The organism is Allopusillimonas ginsengisoli (genome assembly GCF_004153455.1).
In the GTDB taxonomy this organism is placed as follows: Bacteria; Pseudomonadota; Gammaproteobacteria; order Burkholderiales; family Burkholderiaceae_B; genus Allopusillimonas; species Allopusillimonas ginsengisoli.
The window spans coordinates 954,104-979,793 of sequence record NZ_SDQE01000001.1; the positions used below are offsets into that span (position 1 = coordinate 954,104).

The 25,690-nt window shown below is 60.5% G+C and carries 20 protein-coding genes; 4 read left to right on the forward strand and 16 right to left on the reverse strand.

The window, feature by feature from the left end:
* Nucleotides 1–6: 6 nt before the first annotated feature.
* From ERE07_RS04730 to mgtE, 3 genes are all read left to right on the forward strand, one after another.
* Nucleotides 7–1,209, forward strand: coding sequence for a M20 aminoacylase family protein (locus ERE07_RS04730; RefSeq protein ID WP_130007619.1), 1,203 nt, complete (start codon nt 7–9; stop codon nt 1,207–1,209).
* Nucleotides 1,210–1,301: 92 nt separating this feature from the next.
* On the forward strand, nt 1,302–1,646 hold the full coding sequence (locus tag ERE07_RS04735; RefSeq protein WP_245153450.1) for an acyl-CoA thioesterase: 345 nt from the start codon (nt 1,302–1,304) through the stop codon (nt 1,644–1,646).
* A gap of 15 nt (nt 1,647–1,661) precedes the next feature.
* Nucleotides 1,662–3,140 (forward strand): magnesium transporter, encoded by a 1,479-nt coding sequence (gene mgtE / locus ERE07_RS04740; protein ID WP_130007620.1) that lies wholly within the window; start codon nt 1,662–1,664, stop codon nt 3,138–3,140.
* Nucleotides 3,141–3,284: 144 nt separating this feature from the next.
* On the opposite strand, the gene secA is transcribed toward mgtE, so the two are convergent.
* Nucleotides 3,285–6,044 (reverse strand): preprotein translocase subunit SecA, encoded by a 2,760-nt coding sequence (gene secA / locus ERE07_RS04745; protein WP_130007621.1) that lies wholly within the window; start codon nt 6,042–6,044, stop codon nt 3,285–3,287.
* 118 nt (nt 6,045–6,162) lie between these two features.
* On the reverse strand, nt 6,163–7,167 hold the full coding sequence (locus ERE07_RS04750; protein ID WP_130007622.1) for a M23 family metallopeptidase: 1,005 nt from the start codon (nt 7,165–7,167) through the stop codon (nt 6,163–6,165).
* Between the two features lie 35 nt (nt 7,168–7,202).
* Between ERE07_RS04750 and ERE07_RS04755 the strand changes: the two genes are divergently transcribed.
* The gene (locus ERE07_RS04755; RefSeq protein WP_130007623.1) at nt 7,203–7,688 is read left to right on the forward strand and encodes a DciA family protein; all 486 of its coding nucleotides are present in this window, start codon (nt 7,203–7,205) and stop codon (nt 7,686–7,688) included.
* Between the two features lie 100 nt (nt 7,689–7,788).
* Here ERE07_RS04755 and lpxC read toward each other — a convergent pair whose 3' ends face one another.
* The 14 genes from lpxC to rsmH form a co-directional block, all read right to left on the reverse strand.
* Nucleotides 7,789–8,712 (reverse strand): UDP-3-O-acyl-N-acetylglucosamine deacetylase, encoded by a 924-nt coding sequence (gene lpxC, locus ERE07_RS04760; RefSeq protein ID WP_130007624.1) that lies wholly within the window; start codon nt 8,710–8,712, stop codon nt 7,789–7,791.
* Nucleotides 8,713–8,953: 241 nt separating this feature from the next.
* Nucleotides 8,954–10,123, reverse strand: a complete 1,170-nt coding sequence (gene ftsZ / locus ERE07_RS04765) for a cell division protein FtsZ (RefSeq protein ID WP_130007625.1) — start codon at nt 10,121–10,123, stop codon at nt 8,954–8,956.
* Nucleotides 10,124–10,294: 171 nt separating this feature from the next.
* Nucleotides 10,295–11,521: a cell division protein FtsA gene (ftsA, locus tag ERE07_RS04770; protein WP_130007626.1), complete on the reverse strand. Its 1,227-nt coding sequence runs from the start codon at nt 11,519–11,521 to the stop codon at nt 10,295–10,297.
* A gap of 5 nt (nt 11,522–11,526) precedes the next feature.
* Nucleotides 11,527–12,321, reverse strand: coding sequence for a cell division protein FtsQ/DivIB (locus ERE07_RS04775; protein WP_130007627.1), 795 nt, complete (start codon nt 12,319–12,321; stop codon nt 11,527–11,529).
* 14 nt (nt 12,322–12,335) lie between these two features.
* Nucleotides 12,336–13,283 (reverse strand): D-alanine--D-alanine ligase, encoded by a 948-nt coding sequence (locus ERE07_RS04780; RefSeq protein ID WP_130007628.1) that lies wholly within the window; start codon nt 13,281–13,283, stop codon nt 12,336–12,338.
* Complete coding sequence (gene murC, locus ERE07_RS04785; protein ID WP_130007629.1) at nt 13,280–14,686, reverse strand: UDP-N-acetylmuramate--L-alanine ligase; 1,407 nt, start codon at nt 14,684–14,686, stop codon at nt 13,280–13,282. The genes ERE07_RS04780 and murC overlap by 4 nt, the downstream gene beginning before the upstream one ends.
* Nucleotides 14,683–15,756, reverse strand: coding sequence for an undecaprenyldiphospho-muramoylpentapeptide beta-N-acetylglucosaminyltransferase (gene murG / locus ERE07_RS04790; protein WP_130007630.1), 1,074 nt, complete (start codon nt 15,754–15,756; stop codon nt 14,683–14,685). Before murG ends, murC begins: the two co-directional genes overlap by 4 nt.
* Entirely contained in the window at nt 15,753–16,946 is a 1,194-nt protein-coding gene (ftsW, locus tag ERE07_RS04795) for a putative lipid II flippase FtsW (RefSeq protein ID WP_130007631.1), read from the reverse strand. Before ftsW ends, murG begins: the two co-directional genes overlap by 4 nt.
* On the reverse strand, nt 16,943–18,472 hold the full coding sequence (gene murD, locus ERE07_RS04800; RefSeq protein ID WP_130007632.1) for a UDP-N-acetylmuramoyl-L-alanine--D-glutamate ligase: 1,530 nt from the start codon (nt 18,470–18,472) through the stop codon (nt 16,943–16,945). Before murD ends, ftsW begins: the two co-directional genes overlap by 4 nt.
* Nucleotides 18,469–19,641 (reverse strand): phospho-N-acetylmuramoyl-pentapeptide-transferase, encoded by a 1,173-nt coding sequence (mraY, locus tag ERE07_RS04805; protein WP_130007633.1) that lies wholly within the window; start codon nt 19,639–19,641, stop codon nt 18,469–18,471. Before mraY ends, murD begins: the two co-directional genes overlap by 4 nt.
* Nucleotides 19,631–22,498, reverse strand: a complete 2,868-nt coding sequence (murF, locus tag ERE07_RS04810; RefSeq protein ID WP_130007634.1) for a bifunctional UDP-N-acetylmuramoyl-L-alanyl-D-glutamate--2,6-diaminopimelate ligase MurE/UDP-N-acetylmuramoyl-tripeptide--D-alanyl-D-alanine ligase MurF — start codon at nt 22,496–22,498, stop codon at nt 19,631–19,633. Before murF ends, mraY begins: the two co-directional genes overlap by 11 nt.
* The gene (locus ERE07_RS04815; protein ID WP_130007635.1) at nt 22,495–24,231 is read right to left on the reverse strand and encodes a peptidoglycan D,D-transpeptidase FtsI family protein; all 1,737 of its coding nucleotides are present in this window, start codon (nt 24,229–24,231) and stop codon (nt 22,495–22,497) included. Before ERE07_RS04815 ends, murF begins: the two co-directional genes overlap by 4 nt.
* A complete protein-coding gene (ftsL, locus tag ERE07_RS04820) occupies nt 24,228–24,527 on the reverse strand; it encodes a cell division protein FtsL (protein WP_130007636.1) in 300 nt (99 codons plus the stop codon). Before ftsL ends, ERE07_RS04815 begins: the two co-directional genes overlap by 4 nt.
* A complete protein-coding gene (gene rsmH / locus ERE07_RS04825) occupies nt 24,527–25,684 on the reverse strand; it encodes a 16S rRNA (cytosine(1402)-N(4))-methyltransferase RsmH (RefSeq protein WP_130007637.1) in 1,158 nt (385 codons plus the stop codon). The genes ftsL and rsmH overlap by 1 nt, the downstream gene beginning before the upstream one ends.
* Nucleotides 25,685–25,690 lie beyond the last annotated feature (6 nt).

The following is a 25,690-nucleotide window of genomic DNA, read 5'->3' on the forward strand; positions in this document are numbered from 1 at the left end:
CCGGATATGAAACTCACAGATGCAATCGTCGGATGGCACTCGGAAATCGCCGACATACGCCGGGATATACACGCCCACCCCGAGCTCGCTTACGAAGAGAACCGCACGTCCGATCTGGTCGCGCAAAAACTGGAGTCCTGGGGGATTCCCGTGCAAAAGGGGCTGGGCAAGACCGGCGTAGTGGGCACCATACACGGCACCACGCAGAACGGACCCGCGCTTGGCCTGCGCGCCGACATGGATGCGCTGCCCATGCAGGAACTGAACACCTTTGAACACGCCAGCCGCAACCCGGGCAAGATGCACGCCTGTGGCCACGACGGCCATACCGCCATGCTTCTGGCGGCGGCCCGCTACCTGGCCGAGCACCGGGACTTCAACGGCACAGTCTATGTCATCTTCCAGCCTGCCGAAGAAGGGTTCAAGGGCGCAAAGGCCATGATAGACGACGGCCTGTTCGAACGCTTTCCCATGCAGGCTGTGTTCGGGATGCACAATTGGCCTGGCATGCCTGTCGGCAGTTTTGGCGTGAGAGCCGGCCCCATGATGGCATCCAGCAATACCTTCGAAATTCGCCTCGAAGGCAAAGGCGCACATGGCGGCATGCCACACTTGGGCACAGATCCGGTCATGGCGGCCGTGCAACTTGCGCAAACCCTGCAAACCATCGTGTCGCGCAATATCAACCCGCTGGATCCAGCTGTGCTCAGCGTCACCCAGATCCATACCGGCTCTGCCGACAACGTGATTCCCAACGACGCCGTATTGCGGGGCACCGTACGCACGCTGACAGAAGAAATTCTTGATCTGATCGAGCAACGCATGGCCGAGGCCACCGAGCATACAGCCCAGGCCCTGAACTGCAAGGCCGAGTTCCATTTCGAGCGCAAGTATCCGCCGACCATCAATCATGAGGCCGAGGCCGCCTTTTGCGCCCAGGTCATGAAAAGCATCGTCGGGAGCGAAAAAGTCCAGGACAATGTGCGGCCGTCCATGGGCGCCGAAGACTTCGCTTTCATGGTCAAAGCGCTCCCAGGCGCCTACGTCTGGATAGGCAACGGCGACGGCGACCATCGCAGCCTGGGGCATGGCGCAGGCCCTTGCATGCTGCACAACGGCAGTTACGATTTCAACGATGAGCTCATCCCGCTGGGCGCCACCTATTGGGTGGAGCTCGCCCGACAATGGCTGGCCGCGCAGGCGGCCTGACTCCCTTGGCAACATCCGGAACCACAATTTTGGCTAACCAAACTTCCAGCAACATCCTGCCTCCACCTGAACGGCACGCCGTCCTGCGCGTGATGCCCCAGCCCTCAGATGCCAACATCCATGGCGATGTGTTCGGCGGCTGGATCATGGCGCAGGTCGACATCGCCGGTTCCATCCCCGCCACGCGCCGCGCGGCAGGCCGCGTGGCAACGGTCGCCGTCAATTCTTTTACCTTCAAGCAACCGGTGTTTGTCGGGGATTTGCTCAGCTTTTATGCCGAGATCATCAAGGTTGGCACCACGTCAATTACCATCTCGGTCGAGGTCTACGCTGAACGCCAGCGCCTGGAAGTCGAGGTCGTCAAGGTTACCGAGGCTATACTCACCTACGTCGCCACCGACGATAAGCGCCAGCGTCGCCCCCTGCCACCCGTATAACACCAAGGTTTGCCTATGACGGATCTCCACGCGCAGGAAGAAAGCGTGCCGATCAACATCCCGCGTCGCCTCGACCCGGAAGATGCCCAGCTCGCCTTGCAAGAGCTTCAATCCATACTCCGGCGTCAGGAGGTCGTGGAGGGTTTGGCACAGCGTCAATACGAGGCAGACGACCGCTCTCACCTGCTTGAGGGCCTGTTGCAGCGCCAGCACGAGGCCGAGATCCAGGCGATTGTCAACAAGCTGCACCCGGCGGATATTGCCTTTATCCTGGAGTCCCTCCCGGTGCAGGAGCGACAGGCCGTGTGGCAGCTGGTGTCGGCGGAACATGACGCCGACGTGCTGCTCGAAGTGGATGACTGGGCACGCGAATCCCTCATCAAGTCCATGGACCACCAGGATCTGGTCAACGCCACTGGCACCATGGACGCGGACGAGATCGCCGACCTTGCCGCCGATCTGCCACCGGATGTCATTGCCGAAGTTCAGAAGGGCCTGACCGACGCCGAGCGCGCCCAACTGATCGAAGCCATGGGCTACCCCGAAGACACGGTGGGCGCCATTATGGACTTCGAAATGGTGCGGGTGCGCGAGGACATCTCGCTGGAAGTCGTACTGCGCTATTTGCGCCGCCTGCAGGAGCTGCCCGACCATACCGACCAGATCTTCGTTGTAGACCGTCAGGACAAACTACAAGGTATCCTCAGTCTGTCCAAATTACTGGTGCGCGAACCCGAGGTGCTGGTGTCTGAGGCCATGTCCACCGACTACCTCACGCTCAACCCCCTGGATTCCGATGCAGACGCGGCAGGCGCTTTCGAACGATACGATCTTGTGTCCGCGCCAGTCGTCGACGATCAGGGGCGATTGATCGGCCGCGTCACCATTGCCGATGTCGTGGATGTGATCCAGGAAGACTCTCAAGAGCAGGCATTGTCGCGGGCCGGTCTGCAGGAAGAAGACATCTTTGCGCCTGTCATGGATGCCTTGCGCAACCGTGCGCCTTGGTTGTTTGTGAATCTTTGCACAGCATCCACGGCATCATTGGTGGCATCGCGCTTTGAGAATACCGTCAGTCACATCGTGATTCTGGCGTTTCTGATGTCCATCGTGGCGGGGATAGGCGGCAACTCGGGCAATCAGACCATGACAATGATTATCCGCGCGCTGGCGGTTGGGCGTGTTACGGAATCGAATGCGTGGCAACTCGTGCGGCGCGAGCTGACTGTAACGTTTTTTGTGGGCTTGTGCGGCAGCTTCGTGGCAGCGGGCTTTGCATGGGCGATCTCAGGCTCGCCCGCCATTGCAGGCGTGATGATGGCCGCCATGATCTTCAATATGCTGATCGGCGCAGGGCTGGGGGTGATGATCCCCATGCTGCGTGAACGCTTTGGCAAGGATCCCGCGGTGGGCTCGTCCGTGCTGCTCACCTTTGCCACGGATTCATTGGGATTTTTTATTTTTCTGGGCCTGGCGACAATCTTTCTGCTTTAGGCTTCTGCTTCAGGCTTCTGCTTCAGGCTTCTGCTGTAGGCTTCAGGCTTCTGCTTCAGGTACAGCAGAGCTCGCCAACATGTGGTGTACAAGCAGGCCCGCAGCGCATGGCTGGCTGGTGCGCGCCAGCCATGGCCGGCAGGATCAGGCCAGACGACCGTGACAGTGTTTGTACTTCTTGCCGCTGCCGCACGGGCAAGGATCGTTGCGGCCTATCTTCTGCCCACCCGCCAAACCTGCTGCGCGCGCCCCAGACTGCGGAGCGACCGGCGAGGTTTCACCCAGGCCAGGATCTTCGCCGCTGAGCGCAGCGTCGTAATCGGAGTGGTGATAAGTAACGTTCTCGAGCGTGGGTTCGGGCTCATCGACCTCGACCTGTTCGCGGGACTGCACACGCACCGTCATCAGCGTACGGACGACTTCATTGCGGATGCGGTCAAGCATGGCTGAGAACAGTTCAAAGGCTTCGCGCTTGTATTCCTGCTTGGGATCTTTCTGGGCATAGCCCCGTAGATGAATCCCCTGGCGCAAGTGATCGAGCGCCGACAAATGGCTGCGCCAATTGGTATCGATCGACTGCAGCAGCATCGAGCGCTCGAAAGGCGCCCAGCCCGCCTTGCTCACCAATTCGACCTTCTCCTCGTACAGACGGTCTGCCTCAGCCAGTACACGCTCAAGCAGGTCGTCGTCGGTCAGGTTGGGTTCCTTCTCGAGCATCTCGACCAAGGGCAGGGAGATCTGCCATTCGGATTCAAGCACGTTCTGCAGGCCGGTTGTATCCCATTGCTCTTCCATGGATTCTTCAGGAACGAAGGCACGGAACTGCTCGGAAATGGCGGCATGACGCAGGTTGGCAATGGTCTCGGACACGTCCTCGGATTCGAGTACTTCATTGCGCTGCGAATAAAGCACCTTGCGCTGATCGTTGGCGACATCGTCGTACTGCAGCAACTGCTTGCGAATGTCGAAGTTGCGTCCCTCGACCTTGCGCTGCGCGGATTCAATCGACCGCGACACCATCTTGGCTTCGATGGGCTCGCCCTCTGGCAGTCGCAGCCGCTCCATGATGGCGCGGACGCGGTCGCCTGCAAAAATACGCATCAGCGAATCTTCGAGCGAGAGATAAAAACGGGAAGAACCGGGATCGCCCTGGCGGCCGGCACGGCCACGCAGCTGATTATCGATACGGCGCGATTCGTGGCGCTCGGTGCCGATAATGCGCAAGCCTCCCGCCGCCTTGACCGCCTCGTTGGCCGGCTGCCATTCGGCCTTGATCTTGGCGATCCGGGCTTCTTTTTCTTCCGGGGCAAGGGATTCATCGGCCCGGATCAGGTCGACCTGTTTCTCGACGCTGCCGCCCAGCACGATGTCTGTGCCTCGACCTGCCATATTGGTCGCAATAGTGATATGGCCGGGCTTACCGGCTTCGGCAACGATCTCGGCTTCGCGGGCATGTTGCTTGGCATTCAGGACTTCGTGCGGCAGTTTGGCCTTGTTGAGCAGGCCCGCCAGCAACTCGGAGTTTTCGATGCTGGTCGTGCCCACCAGTACTGGCTGGCCGCGTTCGTGGCAGTCTTTGATATCGGCCAGAATGGCGTTGTATTTTTCGACATCGGTCTTGAAGACCTGGTCGTTCTGGTCCTGCCGGGCCATCGGACGATTGGTGGGGATGATGACGGTTTCCAGGGAATATATCTCCTGGAATTCGTATGCTTCGGTATCGGCCGTGCCTGTCATACCGGCCAGCTTCTCGTACATCCGGAAGTAGTTCTGGAACGTAATGGAAGCCAGCGTCTGGTTTTCGTTCTGGATCTTGACGCCTTCCTTGGCCTCGACAGCCTGGTGCAAGCCGTCGGACCAGCGCCGGCCGGCCATCAATCGCCCGGTAAACTCGTCGACGATAACGATTTCGCCATCTTGCACCACATACTGCTGATCGCGGAAAAACAGATTGTGCGCGCGCAGGGCAACCATGAGATGGTGCACCAGCGAGATATGGCGAGGATCGTAAAGCGATTCGCCCTCGGGCAGGATGCCGATCTCGGTCAGGATTTCCTCAACCCGGATCTGCCCGGCTTCGGACAGGTACACCTGTTGCGCCTTTTCATCCACCCAGTAATCGCCCTCGGGCTCAGGCTCGTGCGGCTTGGGTTCCTCTTTCATACGCACCAGCATAGGCGGCACTACATTGAGGCGGATATAGAGTTCGGTATTGTCTTCGGCCTGGCCGGAGATAATGAGCGGCGTGCGGGCCTCGTCGATCAGAATGGAGTCGACTTCGTCGACGATGGCGTAGTACAGGGGCCTCTGGCGACGATCCTCGGCGCGGTATTCCATGTTGTCGCGCAGGTAATCGAAGCCGTATTCGTTGTTGGTGCCGTATGTAATGTCGGCAATGTAGGCGGCGCGCTTTTCTTCGTTGTCTTGCTGCGGAACAACAACGCCCACCGTCATTCCCAAAAAGTTGTACAGGCGGCCCATCCATTCTGCATCGCGCCGGGCCAGGTAGTCGTTGACCGTGACCACGTGCACGCCACGCCCCGCCAGCGCGTTCAGGTACACCGCCAGCGTTGCCATGAGCGTTTTACCTTCGCCCGTACGCATTTCGGCGATCTTGCCGTTATGCAGGGCAATCGCGCCAAGCAGTTGCACATCGAAGTGACGCATGCCAAAAACCCGCTTGCTGCCCTCTCGCACCACAGCAAATGCCTCGGGCAGCAGGTCGTCCAGTGTGGCGCCTTCTGCCAACCTTTGACGGAAAACAGCGGTTTTTGCAGTCAGCTCCTCGTCGGAAAGTGCGGCGAGAGCGGGTTCGAGCGCGTTAATCTGCGCAACCTGCTTTCGGTACTGTTTAAGTATGCGGTCGTTACGACTGCCAATCAGCTTTTTTAGCAAGGAAACCATTCGTGTGTCGTCGGTGGGATACGCCCTGTACCGGCGCGAACCCGCATGCCTGTTGTTTGGGTTGGCGGAAAATCTCCGCAGAAAACGCTACAGTTTAACGCAGCCAGGGAACTATGGCTTAGCGCAGGCTGGGAATGAGGACGCCAGTATCCTGCGACGCGTCTGCGACCAGCTTGTCGGAAGGCTGCTGGTGCGGCAGGAATAAAGTAGGATCCAGAGGATGGCCAGCCATGCGTACCTCGAAGTGCAGATGAGGCCCGGTGGATCGGCCGGTGGTCCCTACCCGGGCGATCATCTGACCTTTTTCGACGAGATCGCCCAGCTTGACGTTGATGGACGACGCATGAGCGTACCGCGTAATAATGCCATTGCCGTGGTTGACCTCGACCAGCTTGCCATATCCTGTCACGTAACGGGCTTCGGTGACAACGCCGCCCGATGCCGCGTGGATGGGCGTACCCTTGGGCGCCGCAAAGTCCAGCCCTTCGTGCATGACATGCCGGCCTGTGATGGGGTGGCGACGCCATCCGAAGGAGGAACTGAGATACGGGTAATCGACTGGCTGGAAAGACGGCAGGCCGGTCTCGGCTCCTGCCCGCTTGGTCATGACCAGATCCAGCATGCCAAGCCAGTCTTTTTGTTCTGAGAGCTGCCGCGCCAGCAAGTCCAGCTGGCGGCCAACGCCCTCGGCCGTCCATTGCGCATCGCTTCGGGGCGACGCCGTATCGGAAATACCGGTAGCTCCTGCATGAATATCGTCCATGATCGCATAAGCGGGTTGCGCCAGGCTGGCTGGAACTTCGGGATTTGTATACGACACGCCAGCCGCCTCGGCCACACGCTTGCTCAGGCCCCCCATGGCGATCAGCCGGGCCTGCATGTCGCCCACACGCGCGGCCAATTGCCCCACGTTCTCGCGGACATACGCGGAATCGCGCGACAACTGGTCTGCAATGATCCGTTCCTGATCGGCGCTGAGCACCGGGCGTGGGGTCAGACGCGACTGCATCCAGGCGCCTGCGGCAGCCGACGCGCCCAGGGCGGCCACGCAGAGAAGCACGATCGCAACGACCCTGAGGCCCTTGCGGTTAGAATCAACATGATGACTATGGATAGACTGCATAAACTTACTTCTCGTTTCCTTAACTTTGGCTAGCCATGGCGCGTACGCACCGATCTTCTACAACTCGCCCTCACGACAAGGCGCAACCGGCAACCCTGGCCGTTAACTGGCTGGGCAATGACCAACATGGCGCCAGCGTGCTGGCGGCCGCGCGCAATATGCTTGCCGTGCAGGAAGCCGCGCGTCAGGCTTTGCCCGCGGCGCTGGCCGATGCCTGCCAGGTGGCCCGTATAGAGAGACAGCGCATAACACTGGCAGTTCCCAGCGCAGCCTATGCCTCCAAGCTTCGGCAGCTTGCGCCACGCATCGTACACCTGCTGGCCAGCCGCGGATGGGACGTACAGGAGGTCAGCGTGAAGGTGCAGGCTGGACTGCTCAGAGCACCCACCAAAACAGTGGAGCGTACTGTAACGCCACTGGACAGCGGCGCCCTACAGGCCTTCGATGAGCTTCGCAGCGGTCTGAGACCAGGGCCTCTGGCCGATGCAATCACCCGTCTGCTGAAACACCACCGGCAATAATGCGCACGGCGCGCGCAAGCCAATAGCAAAGGCTTGCGCGCGCCGCGCTGGGTGCGGTTGCGCCGCGTTACCGAGCCCGTACGCCGCGAATCATGCTGGCCTAGGCCAGCTTCCATTCGTGCGTAAACGCCTTGGGCGCCGTCGCGGTGGACGCGTAGGTGATGATTTCCCAGCTTTCCTGGCGGGCCAGCAGCGCCCGCGCAAGCTGGTTGTTCAGACCGTGCCCCGACTTGCACGCCACATAGCGCGCAACAAGAGGCTTGCCAATAAGATAAAGATCGCCAATGGCGTCCAGTATCTTGTGTTTTACGAATTCATCGTCATAGCGCAGGCCGTCGGCGTTGAGCACGCGGTATTCGTCCATGACGATGGCATTATCAAGACTGCCGCCCCGCGCCAGCCCTGCGGCGCGCAAGGCTTCGACCTCGTTGACAAAGCCAAACGTGCGCGCACGGGCAATGGTCTTGACGTAGGAATCTTTGGCGAAATCGACTTCGGCAAAGTTGGCCGTGGAGTCGATGGCGGGATGATGAAAATCGATTGCAAAAGACAGCGCAAAGCCATCGTAAGGCTCCAGGCGCGCCCACTTGAGGTCGTCGCCCTCGCCTTCACGCACTTCGATGGGCTCAAGCACGCGCAGAAACTGCTTGGCGGCCGCCTGCTCTTCGAGGCCAGCCGAGCGCAACAGATACACAAAGGTACCGGCGCTGCCATCCATGATGGGGACTTCTTCAGCGGTTAGATCGACGTGCAGGTTGTCGATGCCCAGCCCAGCCAGGGCAGACATCAGGTGCTCGACCGTGGAAACGCGTACATCGCCTTTTTGCAAGACTGAGGCCATGCGCGTGTTGCCGACCTGGTGCGCCTGGGCAGGGAGGTCGACGATTTCGGGCAGATCAACGCGGTGAAAGACGATGCCGGTATTGGGGGCCGCCGGACGTAGGGTGAGCTCTACCCGTCGGCCTGAGTGCAGGCCAACACCTTTGGTGCTGATGGGTCTTTGTATGGTGCGTTGACGTAACATGTGTGGGATATCAGGAGCTTACGCCCTTGTTTTTAGCCTCTTTATAGATCAGTCATTGTAGCCGAATTGAGGGTTTACCATTAAATTTTGTTGTTTCAGACAGCGACTCAAGTGTTTCAGCGCGCTTCAGTCGCGGCAGCGCACCTCGCCCCCGGGGGAGTAGGCAAGGCGCGCAGCCAGGAATCCTGCCGGACAAGCCGGCAGGCATGCGAGAGTCTGCGTCGTTACAAAACAGCCTGGATCAGTCAGCCTGCTTGCGCAGGAAGGCAGGGATATCGAAATGATCCATGCCAGCCGTTTCCAATGCACGCACCTGGGCCGAAGCCTGGCCACGTGGATTGCGGATTACGGCAGGCACATCCGAGTTGCTGAAATCGTAACCTGCAGCCGCGTAGTCGTCCGTGCCAGTGCGCAGCGCTTCCTGGTTGTTGGATACCAGTTGTGGACGCGAAGCGTTCGGACGGCCCAGGCCGGTGGCAACAACGGTAACACGCAGGTTTTCACCCATGGACTCGTCGTAGGCCGTGCCGAACACGATCGTGGCATCGTCTGCGGCATAGCTGCGGATGGTGTCCATGATTTCGCGGGTTTCGCGCATCTTGAGCGTACGGCTTGCGGTGATGTTGACCAACATGCCGCGCGCACCGTGCAAATCGACGCCTTCGAGCAGCGGGCAAGCAATGGCGCGTTCCGCCGCGACACGGGCGCGATCGGCCCCGGCTGCGATGGAGGTGCCCATCATGGCCTGGCCCTGCTCGCCCATGATGGTCTTGACGTCTTCGAAGTCGACGTTGACGTTGCCTTCTACGTTGATGATCTCGGCAATGCCTGCGCAAGCGTTATGCAACACGTCGTCGGCCGACTTGAAGCAGTCTTCCTGTGTGGCATCGTCATCCATCAGATCGTAGAGGTTTTCGTTCAGCACGACGATGAGCGAGTGCACGTGCTTGGACAGCTCGGTAATGCCCTCTTCCGCCATCTTCAGGCGCTTGTTGCCTTCAAAGCCAAAAGGCTTGGTGACCACGCCAACCGTCAGAATGCCCAGTTCCTTGGCAACTTCCGCCACCACCGGACCGGCGCCCGTACCCGTGCCACCCCCCATGCCCGCGGTGATGAACACCATGTGCGCGCCCGTCAGTGCTGCGCGAATTTCTTCACGAGCAGTTTCGGCCGCAGCGCGGCCTTGCTCGGGCCGTGCGCCAGCGCCCAGGCCGGTGCGGCCAAGGCGAATCTGCACAGGCGCTTCGGTCGTGGCAAGTGCCTGCGCATCTGTATTCGCGCAGATAAAGTCCACGCCGTTCACGCCGGAACGAATCATATGCGCCACAGCGTTGCCGCCTGCGCCCCCAACTCCGACAACCTTGATTACGGTGCCATTGGTGCTCGTATCGAGCATTTCAAAGTTCATCATGCTTGACTCCCTCACATATCCAGAAAAACGATAAACAAAATAAGATTCCCCCAGTACTGCTTGTTGTTCGGAACGGTTTCAAAGGAAATGCCAGCCACCTTCGCTCGCACCTGATTTGAAAACCCCTCCATGAGCAGGTTTATGCCACCCACCCATCAGGGCAGTTGCGCCCTAATTCATGAACCACTCCTTCATGCGTGCCAGCAGCGTCTTGAAGCTGCCCTTCTGCTGGGCGACCTTGCGGCCGCGTGCACGCTGCAACCGGGCCTCGGACAGCAAGCCCATCACGGTGGAAAAACGCGGATTGTGCATAACATCTGCCAGGCTGCCTTCGTAGGCCGGCACAGCGACGCGCACAGGCTTGAGAAAGACATCCTCGGCCAGCTCGACAATGCCGGGCATGAGCGACGTCCCGCCAGTAAGCACCACGCCCGAAGCCAGGAGATCCTCGTAGCCGGACTCGCGCACAATCTGCTGAACAAAGGTGAACAATTCCTCGACACGGGGCTCGATCACTGCGCCGAGCGCCTGGCGCTTGACCTGCCGGTTGGGCCGGTCGCCCAGGCCTGGCACTTCGATGTGTTCATCGGCACTGGCCAGCACTTGCTTGGCAACGCCGAAGCGCAGTTTGATTTCTTCGGCGTCGGGCGTAGGCGTGCGCAACATCGCAGCGATGTCGCTGGTGATCTGATCGCCAGCGATCGGCACGACAGCGGTGTGCCGGATCGCGCCGCCCGTGAAGATCGCGATATCCGTCGTGCCGCCACCGATGTCCACCAGCACCACGCCAAGCTCTTTCTCGTCGGACGTCAGGCAGGCCAGGCTGGATGCCAGGGGCTGCAGAATCAGGTCTTGTACTTCCAGCCCACAGCGCCGTACGCACTTGACGATATTCTGGGCGGCGCTCACCGCCCCGGTCACGATATGAACCCGCACTTCCAGACGCAGCCCGCTCATGCCGATCGGCTCACGGATGTCTTCCTGGGAGTCCACAATGAACTCCTGCGTGAGCACGTGCAGCACTTGTTGGTCGGTCGGGATATTGACTGCCTTGGCGGTTTCGATCACGCGAGCCACATCTGTCGCCGTCACCTCCTTGTCCTTCACGGCCACCATGCCGCTGGAATTGAAGCTGGTGATATGGCTGCCGGCAATGCCGGTATAGACTTCGCGGATCTTGCAGTCTGCCATCAACTCGGCTTCTTCGAGTGCCCGCTGGATGGAATTGACGGTGGACTCGATATTGACGACCACGCCCTTACGCATCCCCTGGGACTCATGCTGTCCCAGGCCCAGGACTTCGAACCGGCCTTCCGGCAGTATCTCGGCTACGACGGCAACCACTTTGCTGGTGCCGATATCGAGTGCAACGATCAGGTCTTTGATGTCACGGGTCATAGTCTTTACTTCGTAGAGGTATTGGAAACAGGAGCCAACGTAATGGCAAAACCGTTGGAATAGCGTAAATCTGCGTTACTGATGTTGCGCCCATCCAGCCGCTGCGCCAGCTGCGGCCATGCCTGCACAAAGCGCTCGATGCGGGCAGCGAAAGGCAACGCGCCCGCGCGGCCATGCGGATCGGCAACATCGGCGGCGGGATCGCGACCCAGGCTCAAATGCATGCCGTCGGACAGGGTCACTTCCCACGCGTAGCGCGGGCTCAGCGTCACCTCCCTGACATGCAGGTTGAGCGGCGCAAACCAGCGTGCAATCTCTGCATAGCGCTGAACCACCAGGCGCTCGGAATTGTCAGGCCCATTGAGCTGCGGCATCTGGGTGTCGTCCGGCAGCTCGCCCTGGTTGGCCATGAAGGCTTCACCCCAGGTGTTGATCATCTGGTTTTCGTTCCAGAACGCCAGCGGCTGCTGCTCTTCGATCCTGACACGCAAGGTGTTGGGCCAGATGCGCCGTACACTGGCGTGCCGCACCCAGGGCACTGTCTCGATCAGTCGACGCGTCTCGTCCAGGCGCACCGAGAAGAAGTTGCCCGCGATCTTGCCGGCGATAGTGGCCCGAACCCCGGCCGGGGACACATAGGCCAGCGCGCCCGCTTCATCCTGCGGTTCAATCTGTATAGTCGAAATGGCAAAATAAGGGCGTTGTGCAATCCACGCAACGGCACCCGCCAGCAACGCGAACACGGCCAGCAGAACCAGCGTGTTCGCGATGAAGTTGGTGAGGCGTGCGTCTGAAAACACAGATATCTCCCTCGTCAATCCGTTTGCGGCGCCTGAACTTTGCAGCTCGCCGTCGACAGAATTTCCACACAAAGGTCGGCATAGCTCATGCCGGCCGCCTTGGCGCCCATGGGCACCAGCGAATGGCTGGTCATCCCGGGCGACGTATTGATTTCAAGCAGCCATGGCCGCCCCTGGGCGTCCAGCATGAAATCCGCGCGGCCCCAGCCTTCGCAACCGAGCGCCACATAGGCCTGCTCAGACAACCGCAGAATCTCTTCGGTCAACGATGCCGGTAGCGCCGCAGGGCACACATACTGCGTATCGTTGGACACATACTTGTGCTCGTAGTCGTAGTTGCCTTCGGGCGCAATAATTTCGATGACAGGCAGCGCGCGCGTCGTCTTGCCTTTGCCCAGCAGCGCCACGGTCAGCTCCCGCCCCGAAATAAACTGCTCAGCCAGCACGTCGGTGTCGAAGCGGCTTGCCAAACGATATGCGTCACGCAATTCGCTCAGGTCGTCGACGCGTGTCACACCCAACGTCGAGCCCTCATGAGGCGGCTTGACAATCATGGGCAAGCCCAGGCGCTGCGCGGCAGCATCCAGGTCTGCATCGCTGGACAATACGGCATAGTCGGGCGTGGGCAGATGCTGTTGCAGCCACACCTTCTTGGTCATGATCTTGTCCATGGCCAGCGACGAGGCCAGGGGCCCGCTGCCGGTATAGGGAATCTTGAGCAGCTCGAGCGCGCCCTGCAACGTACCGTCTTCGCCGTGGCGCCCGTGCAGGGCAATGAAAACGCGATCAAATCCCGAATTGATCAGATCGACCAGCGTGTACTGCCTGGTATCGAACAGATGAGCGTCCACGCCTTTGCTGCGCAAAGCGTCATACACGCCCTGCCCCGACATCAGGGACACCTCGCGCTCGGCGGAATATCCACCGTACAGAACGCCAACGCGGCCGAATTCTCCGCTCATGCTGCTTCTCCTATCTGGACTGGCACACGGCTAATCGAGCCTGCGCCCATCACGATGACCACATCGCCGTCACGCGCGAAATCGCGTATTGCCTGCGGCATATCCGCCACATCTTCTACAAAAACCGGTTCCACCTTGCCTGCCACGCGCAGGGCCCGCATCAGGGCTCGGCCGTCCGCGGCGACCAGAGGCGCCTCGCCTGCCGCGTAGACTTCCGTCAGCAGCACAGCATCGGCCTGGCCCAGCACCTGCACAAAATCCTCGAAGCAGTCGCGGGTGCGGGTATAGCGGTGAGGCTGGAATGCAAGCACAATGCGGCGATCCGGCCAGGCGCCGCGCGCAGCGCTGAGCGTTGCGCCCATCTCGATGGGATGATGGCCGTAGTCATCCACCAGCGTGAATCGGCCTCCGCCATGGGCTGCCTGAACATCGAAGTCGCCCACTTGCGTGAAACGACGGCCCACGCCACGGAAGGTGAAGAGCGCCGACGCAATCGCGTCATCGGAAACGCCAAGTTCGGTCGCCACGGCAATGGCGGCCAGCGCATTGAGCACATTGTGGCGACCTGGCAAGTTCAGCTTGATCGACAGCAAGGGCAAGACGCCGGTTGCGCCCTGGCGATGCACATCGAAGTGCATGACGGTGCCTTCGGCGCGTACATTCATGGCGCGCACCTGCGCATCACTGTCAATACCGTAGGTTGTGACAGGCCGCGATACAAAGGGGATGATTTCCCGCACATTGGCATCGTCGCTGCACAGTACTGCGGAACCATAGAAAGGCAGGCGCTGAGTGAACTCGATAAAGGCGCTTTTCAGTCGCGCTACGTCGTGGCCATAGGTATCCATATGGTCCATGTCGATGTTGGTGATGATCGCCATCACCGGCAACAGATTAAGAAAAGACGCGTCCGACTCATCCGCTTCGACGACAATGTATTCGCCATGCCCCAGGCGCGCATTCGCGCCCGCGGATGTCAGCCGCCCGCCAATGACAAACGTCGGATCCAGATCGCCGCCGGCCAGCACACTGGCCACCAGGCTGGTAGTGGTCGTCTTGCCATGCGTACCGGCAACCGCGATGCCGCGCTTGAGCCGCATCAGCTCGGCCAGCATGAGCGCGCGCGGCACAACAGGAATGCGTGCGGCTCGGGCCGCCAGCACTTCAGGATTGTCGCCACCCACGGCGGTGGAGGTCACAATCGCCCCCACGCCTTTGACGTTGGCCGCATCATGGCCAATGGCAATACGAGCCCCCAAGCCAGACAGCCTGCGGGTCACGGCGGTTTCCTGGATGTCAGACCCACTGATCGAGTAACCAAGATTGAGCAGCACCTCGGCAATGCCGCTCATGCCTGAGCCGCCAATGCCGACAAAATGGATGCTCTGGATACGGTGCTTCATGCCTGACTCCTGACTGCCTGTTCACATGCGTCTGCAATCTGGCTGCATGCCTGCAGGCAGGCGTGCTCATGCGCATGCGACGCCATGCGGGCCAGTTCCGGGCGCTCAAGCGCGCCCAGCCAGTCGGCCAGCCACTGGGCATCCAGGTCGGACTGCCGGCGCATCTGCGCGCCCTGGCAATCGCTCAAGTATCTTGCGTTTGCGGTCTGGTGATCGTCGATCGCATGCGGCAGCGGAACAAACAATGCCGCCACCCCGATGGCGGCGACTTCCGCCACCGTCATGGCGCCCGCGCGGCACACAACGATATCCGCGTCTGCCATCGCCTGGGCCATATCCTCGATAAACGACTGGCAGTTCGCCTGCACACCGGCCTGTTCGTACGCAGCCTTCAGGCTGGCCAAATGCTTTTCTCCCGCTTGATGCGTGACGACTGGACGGCGGTCGGCTGGCAACAGGGCCAGGGCCTTGGGCATAACATTGTTCAGCGCTGCCGCACCCAGACTGCCACCTACCACCAGCAGCCGCAATGGCCCCTGGCGCGCGCCGTAGCGCACGACAGCAGTATCCTTTTGCGTAAATTCGGGCCGCACCGGATTGCCCACCATGACCGCCCCCGGCAAGGCGCCAGGGAATCCCACAAGCACTTTGTGGGCCATCTTCGCCAACCAGCGATTAGTGGTTCCCGCGATCGCATTCTGCTCGTGCACAACGAGAGGAATGCGGCGCAGGGACGCCATGACTCCGCCCGGGAAAGCCACATAGCCCCCCATGCCAAGCACGACATCAGGCTTGACGCGCAGCATCGCCGATCTCGCCTGCCAGCAGGCGCTGAGCAACGTAAAGGGCAGATTCAGCAGCGTCAACAGACCTTTGCCGCGCAAGCCGGAAAACCGCAAGGGGATCAATTCAAAACCCTGCGGCGGCACCAGGCGGCCTTCCATGCGATCGGGATGGCCGAGCCACAGCACTCGCCAGCCACGCGCTTTCATTTCGTGTGCGACTGCGAGGCCCGGCATGATATGCCCGCCGGTGCCGCCCGCCATGATCAGCAAGGTCTGGGTACTCATGTCCGTTTCCCTCGCATCATGTTGCGGTTTTCGAAATCGACGCGAAACAGCAGCGCCATCGCAATCAGGTTCATCACTATGCCGGTGCCGCCATAGCTAACCATGGGCAGCGTCAGCCCCTTGGTCGGCAACAACCCCACGCACACACCGATATTGATGAAACACTGCACACCGAACCACAGGGCAACGCCTTGTGCCACGAGGCCATTGAAAATGCGCTCCATCGCAATGGCCTGGCGCCCAATCTCGAATCCGCGCCACACCAGGAACACAAACAACCCCAGCAATGCCATCAGTCCGACAAAGCCGAGCTCTTCGCCAATCACTGCCACGATAAAGTCGGTATGCGCTTCGGGCAGGTAATGCAGTTTCTCGATACTGGCCCCCAGACCCACACCGAACCATTCGCCACGGCCCAGCGCGATCAGGGAGTGCGATAACTGGTAGGCGCTGCCATAGGCGTTCTCGGGATTCCAGGGATCGAGATAGACAAACAAGCGTTCTCGACGCCAGGGCGAGAGCCATATCAACAGCAGAAAGCTGCCGACCATGATGCCCAGCAGCGTGGAAAAAAGCTTGCCGTTGATGCCGCCGATAAACAGGATGCCCACGGCGATGGCAACAATAACCATGAAGGCGCCCAAGTCAGGCTCGAGCAGCAGCAGAATCCCCACTACCGCCAGTGCGCAGGCCATAGGCAAAAAGCCTCTCAGGAAGTCATGCATGTGTTCCTGCTTGCGCACCGTGTAGTCTGCCGCGTACAGCAACACGGCGACTTTCATGAGCTCGGAAGGTTGAAAATTAATGGGCCCGAGCGGCAACCAGCGGCGCGCGCCGTTGACTTCCCGGCCCAAACCCGGCACCAGCACCACCAGCAGCAGGAGCAGGCATAGCAGGAACAAAGGCACCGAGGATTTTTGCCATACCTTCATGGGAATGCTGACCGCGAACAGGGCGCCCACCAACCCGACAAGAATGAACACGCCATGGCGCAGCACAAAATAGTAACGGCCATAGCTTTCGTAACGCGGGCCATCCGCCAGCGCGATACTTGCCGAATACACCATCAACAGCCCGAACATGACCAGCGTGCTGGCAACGATGAGCAGCGGAATATCAAAGCTGGGCATCGTCGTGCGGCCGGGCCTGACAGCATTTACACCCGAGGTCAGATCTGCGAACAGGCTCATGCGACCTCCCCCCGTTCCAGCGCCAGCGCCTGGACTTCGTCGATAAAGCAGCGGCCACGATGGCCATAGTTCGTGAACATATCCATGCTGGCGCAGGCAGGCGACAGCAACACGATGTCTCCTTCTCTGGCGAGAGCGAAAGCGCGCGTCACTGCCTCGTGCAAACTGTCTGCCTGTTCCGTGGGCACACCTGCTGACGCCACTGCCTGGGCGATGGCAGGCCCATCATGGCCTATCAACACGACGGCACGCGCATGCTCGCGCACAGGTTTGAGCAGCGGTGAAAAATCCTGCCCTTTGCCCAGGCCGCCCGCGATCAGTACAGCCTGCGCATCCAGTCCCTCCAGCGCTGCCACTGTCGCCCCGACATTGGTTCCTTTGCTGTCATTCACGAAATCCACGCCGCCGACATTGCGCACGAATTCCATGCGATGCGGCTCGCCCTCGTAATCGCGCAACGCGCGCAGCATGCCTGCCCAACTCAGATCCAGGCTGCGCGCCAGCGCCAACGCTGCCAGCGCGTTCAGCGCATTATGGCGGCCCCGCAAGCGCAGGGCGTCTGCCGGCATCAGGCGGCTGACACGGCCCTCGTTGCGCAACAGTTCCGCCTGCGCTTTCTTGCGCCGCGCAGGCTTTGCAGGCATATCGAAATCTATCGCTTCGGACGCCGTCAGCCACAGTACATCGTTGCTGTTCTCCAAGCCAAGATCGCCCTCGGCGTCCGGCGCGCCGAGTCCGAAACTGCGCACCGCCGGCGCGCGAAGATCGGGCACCATGGCCGCCACAACAGGATCATCGCGGTTCACCACCGCCACCTCGGCCATGGTCAACAAGCGGGCCTTCGCCGCGGCATAGGCCTGCATATCGCCATGCCAATCCAGATGATCCTGGCTAATATTGAGCACCACTGCCGCATCGGCCTTCAGGCGCGATGTGGTTTCCAGTTGAAAGCTCGACAACTCGAGCACCCATACATCGGGCAAAGCTTGCTCATCCAGCGCCTTGGACAGCGCAGCCAGAGCGGCCGGGCTGATATTGCCCGCCGACAGGGCCTGAAGGCCACATGCTTCGACCAGCCGTCGCGCCATGGCCGTTACCGTGGTCTTGCCATTGGTGCCGGTTACGGCCAGCAAGCGAGGCTGATAGCCTTGCTGTGCCATGTCTTCCAGCGCGCGGGCAAACAACTCGACTTCGCCGATGATTTCGATGCCTTGCTGTGCGGCCAGCGCCAGCAGAGACTGTTGCGGCGGCTGCGACGGCACGAGCCCGGGGCTGAGCACAATGGTGTGCACACCTTCCAGGGCATCTGCTGAAAAAGCGGCCTCACCCAGACGATAGTCAACGTTGGATGCGCCCAGCGAAGCTTTCAGTGTCGCCAATCCCCCCGGTTCCGCACGCGTATCCAGCACACGCAAGCGGGCGCCATGCCGGCTGCACCACAGTGCAGCAGCCACACCGGTCTCGCCCAACCCCATAATGAGCGTCAGGCCGTCCGTGCGCACCGAAGGAAAGGACCAGTTATTCATCGCAATTTCAGTGTTGCCAAGCCAATAAGCACCAGCATCATGCTGATGATCCAGAAACGAACCACCACCTGGGTTTCTTTCCACCCGGTGACTTCAAAGTGATGATGAAGCGGCGCCATTCGGAATATTCGACGCCCCTCTCCATATCGTCGCTTGGTGTATTTGAACCACGCCACCTGCACCATGACAGACAGCGTTTCGGCGACAAATACACCTCCCATGATGAAAAGCACGATTTCCTGGCGCACAATGACTGCAATGGTTCCCAAGGCACCGCCCAGGGCCAGTGCGCCGACATCCCCCATGAACACCTGAGCGGGATAGGCATTGAACCAAAGAAAGGCCAGCCCCGCGCCTGCAATGGCGGCGCACAGCACCATGAGTTCGGATGCGCCGGGTATATACGGGAACAGCAGATATTTGGAATAATCGACGCGGCCAACCACATACGCAAAAATGCCCAGTGCGCTGCCCACCATCACGGTCGGCATGATGGCCAACCCGTCCAGCCCATCGGTCAGGTTGACGGCATTGCTGGAGCCGACAATCACAAGCCAGGTCAGGGCTACAAAACCAAAGACGCCCAGCGGATAGCTCACGCTCTTGAAGAAGGGCACGATCAAGTCGGCACGGGTGGGCAACGGCATGGTGAATCCACTGAGCACCCAGTCCCGGAACAAAGGCCACAGGTCGGCGTTGGCCGGCGCCGATACCGCAAACGTCAGATAGATGGACGCCACAATGCCAATCAGGGCCTGCCAGAAGAACTTGCGTCGCGAGGACATGCCTTCAGGGTCACGATTCACGACTTTTTTGTAGTCATCGACCCAGCCTATCCAGCCGAAACCAAAAGTCACCAGCAACACCACCCACACAAACCGGTTGGTCCAGTCCGCCCACATCAGCGTACTGACGCCTATCGCTATCAGGATAAGGGCGCCACCCATCGTCGGGGTGCCATTCTTCTGCAAATGTGATTCGGGACCGTAAGCACGAACCGCCTGCCCGATCTTGAGCGCGGTAAGGCGACGAATCACCCAGGGTCCGGCAAACAGTCCGATCAACAAGGCCGTTCCACACGCCAGCACTGCGCGGAAGGTAATGTACTCAAACACCCCGAAAGCGCGGATGTGGGAGTCTGACAGCCAACGAGCGAGTTCAAGTAGCATGACCAGCTCCTTGTTCGAACAGGGCCTGTCGTTGTTCGAGTGTCTGTATGACACGCTCCATACGCATGCTGCGTGATCCTTTGACCAGGATGTTGGCGGGAAGGCGAGCAGCCAGGTCCTGGGCCAGGCTGTCGATGGTTGGGTAGGCATGAGCGTCGTGCCCGAACGCCTTGACGGCGTCTTCACACGCCGGCCCAAAAGCCAGCAGCATATCGATGCCCTTGTCGAGGGCATAGCGGCCCACTTCAGCGTGCATGGCCGGGCCATCCGCGCCGACTTCGCCCATATCACCCAACACAAGTATCTTGCGGCCCTGAAGCTGCGACAGGACATCTATGGCGGCGCGCACTGAATCGGGATTGGCGTTATAGGTATCGTCAATCAATTGGAACCCGCCCGGCAACGCGCGGGGCTGCATGCGCCCCTTCACGGGATTGAAGGCTTCGAGTCCGCGAATGATGGCGTCAAAGGGGACGCTCGCCGCCAGCGCGCAGGCCGCGGCAGCCATCGCATTGCGCAGATTGTGCGCGCCCGGCGCGGATAAGGTCAGCTCGGCGCTTCCTGCCGAAGTCACTAATTGGCATCGTGTCAGTGAGGGCTCTGCCTGAATGCGATCGGCATGGACTTCCTGCCCTACGCCAAATCCAAAACGCATCACCTTGCGGCCCGCGGCCAAGTCAGACCACAGCGCAGTATAGGCATCGTCGCCAGGAAAGACAGCGACGCCGTCAACGGGCAAGCCCTGGAGCACGCTGCCGTTCTCACGCGCCACGGCTTCGACCGACCGCATGAATTCTTGATGCTCCCGCTGCGCATTATTGACCAGCGCCACAGTGGGCTGAGCCATCGCAGTCAACACAGCGATCTCGCCCGGATGGTTCATGCCAAGCTCGATGACGGCAGCACGATGGCCACGCGCCAGACGCAGCAGGGACAGCGGCACGCCGATTTCATTGTTCAGATTGCCACGCGTTGCCAGGCTGGCCTGTTCACCATGGGCTTCGCGCAGGATGGCGGCAATCATTTCCTTGGTTGTAGTCTTGCCGTTGCTGCCCGTGACGCCAATAACCGGAATATCGAACCGGCGGCGCCAAACCGTGGCCATCCTCCCCAGTGCCTGGCGTGCTTCGCCCAGCACGAACTGATGCAACGAGACAGCGGGATTGGCGTGCTCGACCACAGCCGCACACGCGCCGGCCTCTTCCACAGCAGCGAGATAGGCGTGACCGTCAAAACTTTCGCCTCGGAGCGCCACAAAGAGCTGGCCCGCAGTGATACTGCGGGAATCGGTCGAAATGCCCAGACCATCTCCCCAGGTCAGTGCAAAACGCGCCCACTCGCGGTCGTCAAAGGGCGTACGCACGCCTTGTGTTTCTTGATAGGTTTCGTGCCCCTTGCCCGCAAGCAGCACCACATCTGCGGCATCCGCCTCCCAAATCGCTGACAGGATCGCAATCGCGCGATCCTGTTCTATACGCGGGGGGGTGGGCATGCCGGCCGCGATCTGCGCGATGATGGACGGGGGATCTTCGCTGCGCGGGTTGTCGTCGGTGAGGATCACCTTGTCTGCTTGTAGCGCGGCGATACCGCCCATAATGGGACGCTTGCCGCTATCGCGACTGCCGCCGCAACCAAACACACAAACCAATCTGCCGCCCCTGGCCTGGGCCAACGGCCGCAAGGCGCTCAGCGCATGCGCAAGCGCGTCAGGGGTATGCGCATAATCGACCACGACCATAGGCCCGGACTGACTCGTTGCAGGCCTGACCGCTGCCTGCCCGTCCATGGCGGATGTCACCCGGCCTTCCAGTGCCGCAGCTTCCACAATCTGCAGGCGGCCTGGCACCGGCCGCAACGCGGCCAGTACCCGGGTAATTCGTGACACATCCCAACCTTGATCCTGCAGCACGCCTGCCAACAGCAGCAGGTTCGAAATATTGTGTTCACCCACCAAACGCGTCAGCACCTGGGTGCTTCCGGCGGGCGTAATCAATTTGAATACCAATCCATAAGGACCAACCTGTATGTCCTGTGCCTGGATTGTCGCAGTGGGCACCTGACCCAACGAGTACGACAGTGCCATGGCAGGCGGCAAGGTGCCCAGCAACTCGGCGCCCACCGCATCATCGGCGTTGATGATGGCGCGTCGCAGCCCTGGCCACTGGAACAGCGCGAGCTTGGCGCGCTTGTAGTTTTCCTGCGTCAGGTGGTAATCGAGATGATCACGTGTGAGGTTGGTAAACCCCGCAACATCGATGTGCACCTGATCCAGACGCCCCTGCTCAATACCTATGGACGACGCCTCCAGCGCCACGACCTGTGCGCCCGCATCGCGCAGCGCTGCCAGACTGTGATGCATGGTCAGTATGTCCGGGGTGGTCAGCGCACCACCCAGATCTTCACCATTCGGCAAGGTCACGCCCAGCGTACCGATGGTGCCGCAGGGAATATTCTCGGCATTGAGCGCAGCCGCCAGCCACTGTACGCAACTGGTCTTGCCGTTGGTACCCGTCACTGCAACCACCTTGATCGCTCGCGATGGTTCGCCATACCAACTATGCGCCACCGCGCCGAGTTTGCCCGCCAGATCAACCACTTGAAGAAGAGGAACCCCTGCGGCTTCGGTGGTCGCGCATTGCCGCTCGACTTGCGCGCCGGCCTTCCGCTCGCCGGCTTCCGCAACAATCGCTACCGCACCCAGCGCGACAGCCTGAGCGATATAGTCTCGCCCATCGGTACTGGCGCCGGGGCAGGCAAAAAACACATCGCCAGCGCTAAGCTGGCGGGTGTCCAGGCACAGGCGGGCCTCATGCGATGCATGGCGTCCGAGCCAGGAGATGATGTCATGCGCCGTCATTCTGGCGCCCCCTCTTTGGAACCCAGGGCCACCATCGACTCGATGGGCGCATCTGGCTGCACGCCCATGCGCCGCAAGCTGCCGGCCACAATTTTTGCAAACACCGGCGCGGCAACACGCCCGCCGTAGTAACCCTTGCCGTGCGGTTCGTCTATGGTGACCGCCACCACAATGCGCGGATTGGAAACCGGCGCAAAGCCCACAAACGAGCTGCGATACTTGGTGCGGCTGTATTTGCCATCAACGATCTGACGTGCTGTACCGCTCTTGCCGGCGACCCTGTAGCCTTGTACCTGCGCCAGTTTGGCGCCGTCAGGGCCCGCCGCCGCTTCAAGCATGGCGCGGATCTGGCCGGCAATCTGCGGTTTGTAAACCTGTACGCTGGTGGGCTTGCCTTCGCGCTTGAGCAGCGTCAACGACACCATGTCGCCATTGCGGGCAAAAACGGTATAAGCATGCGCAATCTGCATCAGGGACACGGACAGCCCATAGCCATATGCCATGGTGGCGCGCTCGATGGGACGCCAGCGCTCCCAGGGGCGCAGCCGCCCGGATGCCACGCCCGGAAAATGTGTTTGCGGCGGGCGCCCAAAGCCCAGCTCGGTAAACTTGGTCCACATCTCTTCCGAAGTCAGTTTCTCGGAAATCATCGTCATGCCGATATTGCTGGAGCGCCGCAGAATCCCGGCTACGTTCAGGACACCGTTGCGGCTGACATCAGAAATCGTGGAGCCCTGATAGCGGTATTGTCCGTTGCCGGTGTTGAACAACGTGGATGTGGAGATGCGGTTGATATCCAGCGCCAGCGCCGCGGTAAACGGTTTCATGATGGAGCCGGGCTCGAAGGTGTCCGTCAGTGCACGATTGCGCAGGGCCGCACCCTTGCGATCACTGCGATCATTAGGATCGTAAGTGGGCAGGTTGACCAGTGACAGCACCTCGCCCGTCTGGACATCGATCACAATCACGGCACCTGCCTTGGCATTGTTTTCCGCCAATGCTTCCTTGAGTGCCGCGTAGGCATCAAACTGAAGACCAGCATCGATGGACAGTCTCAGATCCTGCCCGTTGACAGGCGGCACAATGGCCTGAACATCCTCCACGACGCGGCCCAGCCTGTCCTTGATCACACGGCGTGAACCCGGCTTGCCGGACAGTTCCTCGTTGAACGCCAGCTCGATTCCATCAATACCTTTATCTTCAATATTGGTGAAGCCAATCACATGCGCTGCCACCTCGCCTTCGGGATAGAAGCGACGCATTTCCTTTTGATCATGGAAGCCGGGGATCTTGAGCTGGCGTATCTTGTCGGCCAGGTCGATGGATACCTGCCGCTTTATATAGACAAAGCTGCGATCCTCATCCATGATGCGCGCCTTGATGTCCGGCACCGACAAATCCAGCAGCTTGCCAAGCGCCTGCAATTGCGCATCGCTTGCCTTGCGCGCATCTTCAGGAATCGCCCAGACTGCCCGCACCGGCACGCTCGAGGCCATGACCACGGTACCGGTACGATCGAAAATCTTTCCGCGCGTTGCGGGCAATACCAGCGTGCGCTCATAGCGCCGCTCACCCTGCTGCTTCAAAAACTCGTTGGACAAGCCTTGCAGGTACATGGCTTTGGCCGCCAGCGCAACGAATCCGAGCATCAGCAGTATCAAGACCAGCCGTGATCGCCACAGCGGCATCTGATGATGCAGTACAGGGCTATCGAAGAAACGCACGCGCTTCATGGCTGCCCTCCCTGCTTGGAGGCCGAAGCGGACACCTGGCCTTTCAGGTAGATAGTGCGCTCGACCCCTGCGGGCAGCATATGCAAATCATCGCGGGCGATGCCGTCAATCCGGGCATTACGCGCCAACTCCGCACGCTCCAGCTGCAAACGTCGCCAGTCTGTATCCAACTGCCGCGTCTTGTCTTCAAGACGCCCCGCCTCAATGTATAACTGGCGTGACTGAAAGCGCGCCGTGACCAGCGAGAGCGCAGACAGCATCAACGCAGCAGCAAACAGGAGACTGAGACGACCCATTACCCGCGCCCTCCCTTCTTGCTTGGGCGACGCCGCCCCGTGGCGGGCGTATCGTGCAGCATTGGACCAGGGTTTTCCACAAACGAAGCGCCGCCATCAGGCGGCAGTGGGGTTGTCGTGCGCTCTGCCACGCGTAGCACGGCAGAGCGGGCGCGGACATTGCCCCCCGCCTCCTCGGCCTCGGGCAATATCCGCCCTAGCGATCGCAGAATGGGTTGGGGCATGTCTTTCTCGAGAATGGGCAGGCGAGCATGCGCCGCGGCCGGCCGGGCAGCCGCTGCAATGCATTGCTTGACCATACGGTCTTCAAGAGAATGGAAGCTGATCACCGCCAAACGCCCTCCCGGCGCCAATACAGTCAGAATTGCCTTGAGGGCGCGCGCGAGCTCCTCGAGTTCTTGATTGAGGTAAATCCGTATAGCCTGAAAGCTGCGAGTGGCCGGGTGTTGACCCTTTTCGCGCGTACGGACGACACTGGCGACGAGCTCGGCGAGATCGAGCGTTGTGCGCAGCGGCCTGGATTCGCGGCGAGCCACAACCGCCTTTGCAATCTGGAAAGCAAACCGTTCTTCGCCATAGTGTGCTATGACCTCCCTCAACTCATCAACGCCGACCTGAGCCAGCCATTGCGCAGCGGTTATGCCGCTGCTTGTATCCATCCGCATGTCCAGCGGGCCCTCTCGCATGAACGAGAACCCCCTGGAGGCATCATCGATCTGGGGGGATGAAACACCCAGATCCAGCATTACTCCATCGACAGCCTCAATACCCAGCGCCGCCAGCCTTTCGGCCATCTCGGCAAAACCGCTGTGCACGACTGTCACCCTGCCATCCTCATCAGCAAGCTGATGTGCCACCGCGATGGCTTGCGGATCCTTGTCGAACACCACCAGCCGCGCATCCTTTGCAAGGCGGGACAACAAAAACCGACTATGTCCACCGCGGCCAAACGTGCCATCGACAAACACGCCACCGGCCTTGCCCTGAACGTTTTCCACGCCTTTCGAGACAACATCCGAACCGGCTGTTTCAACCACCCCATCCGGAACCCGCCTGCCAGCCACTCTTTTTGACGACTTGCCCTTGACACCAAAACCAGGATCAACGAGCGCGTTGACCGTAGGCTCCAGCAGCACGGACCGATGCATGAACACCATAAGAGG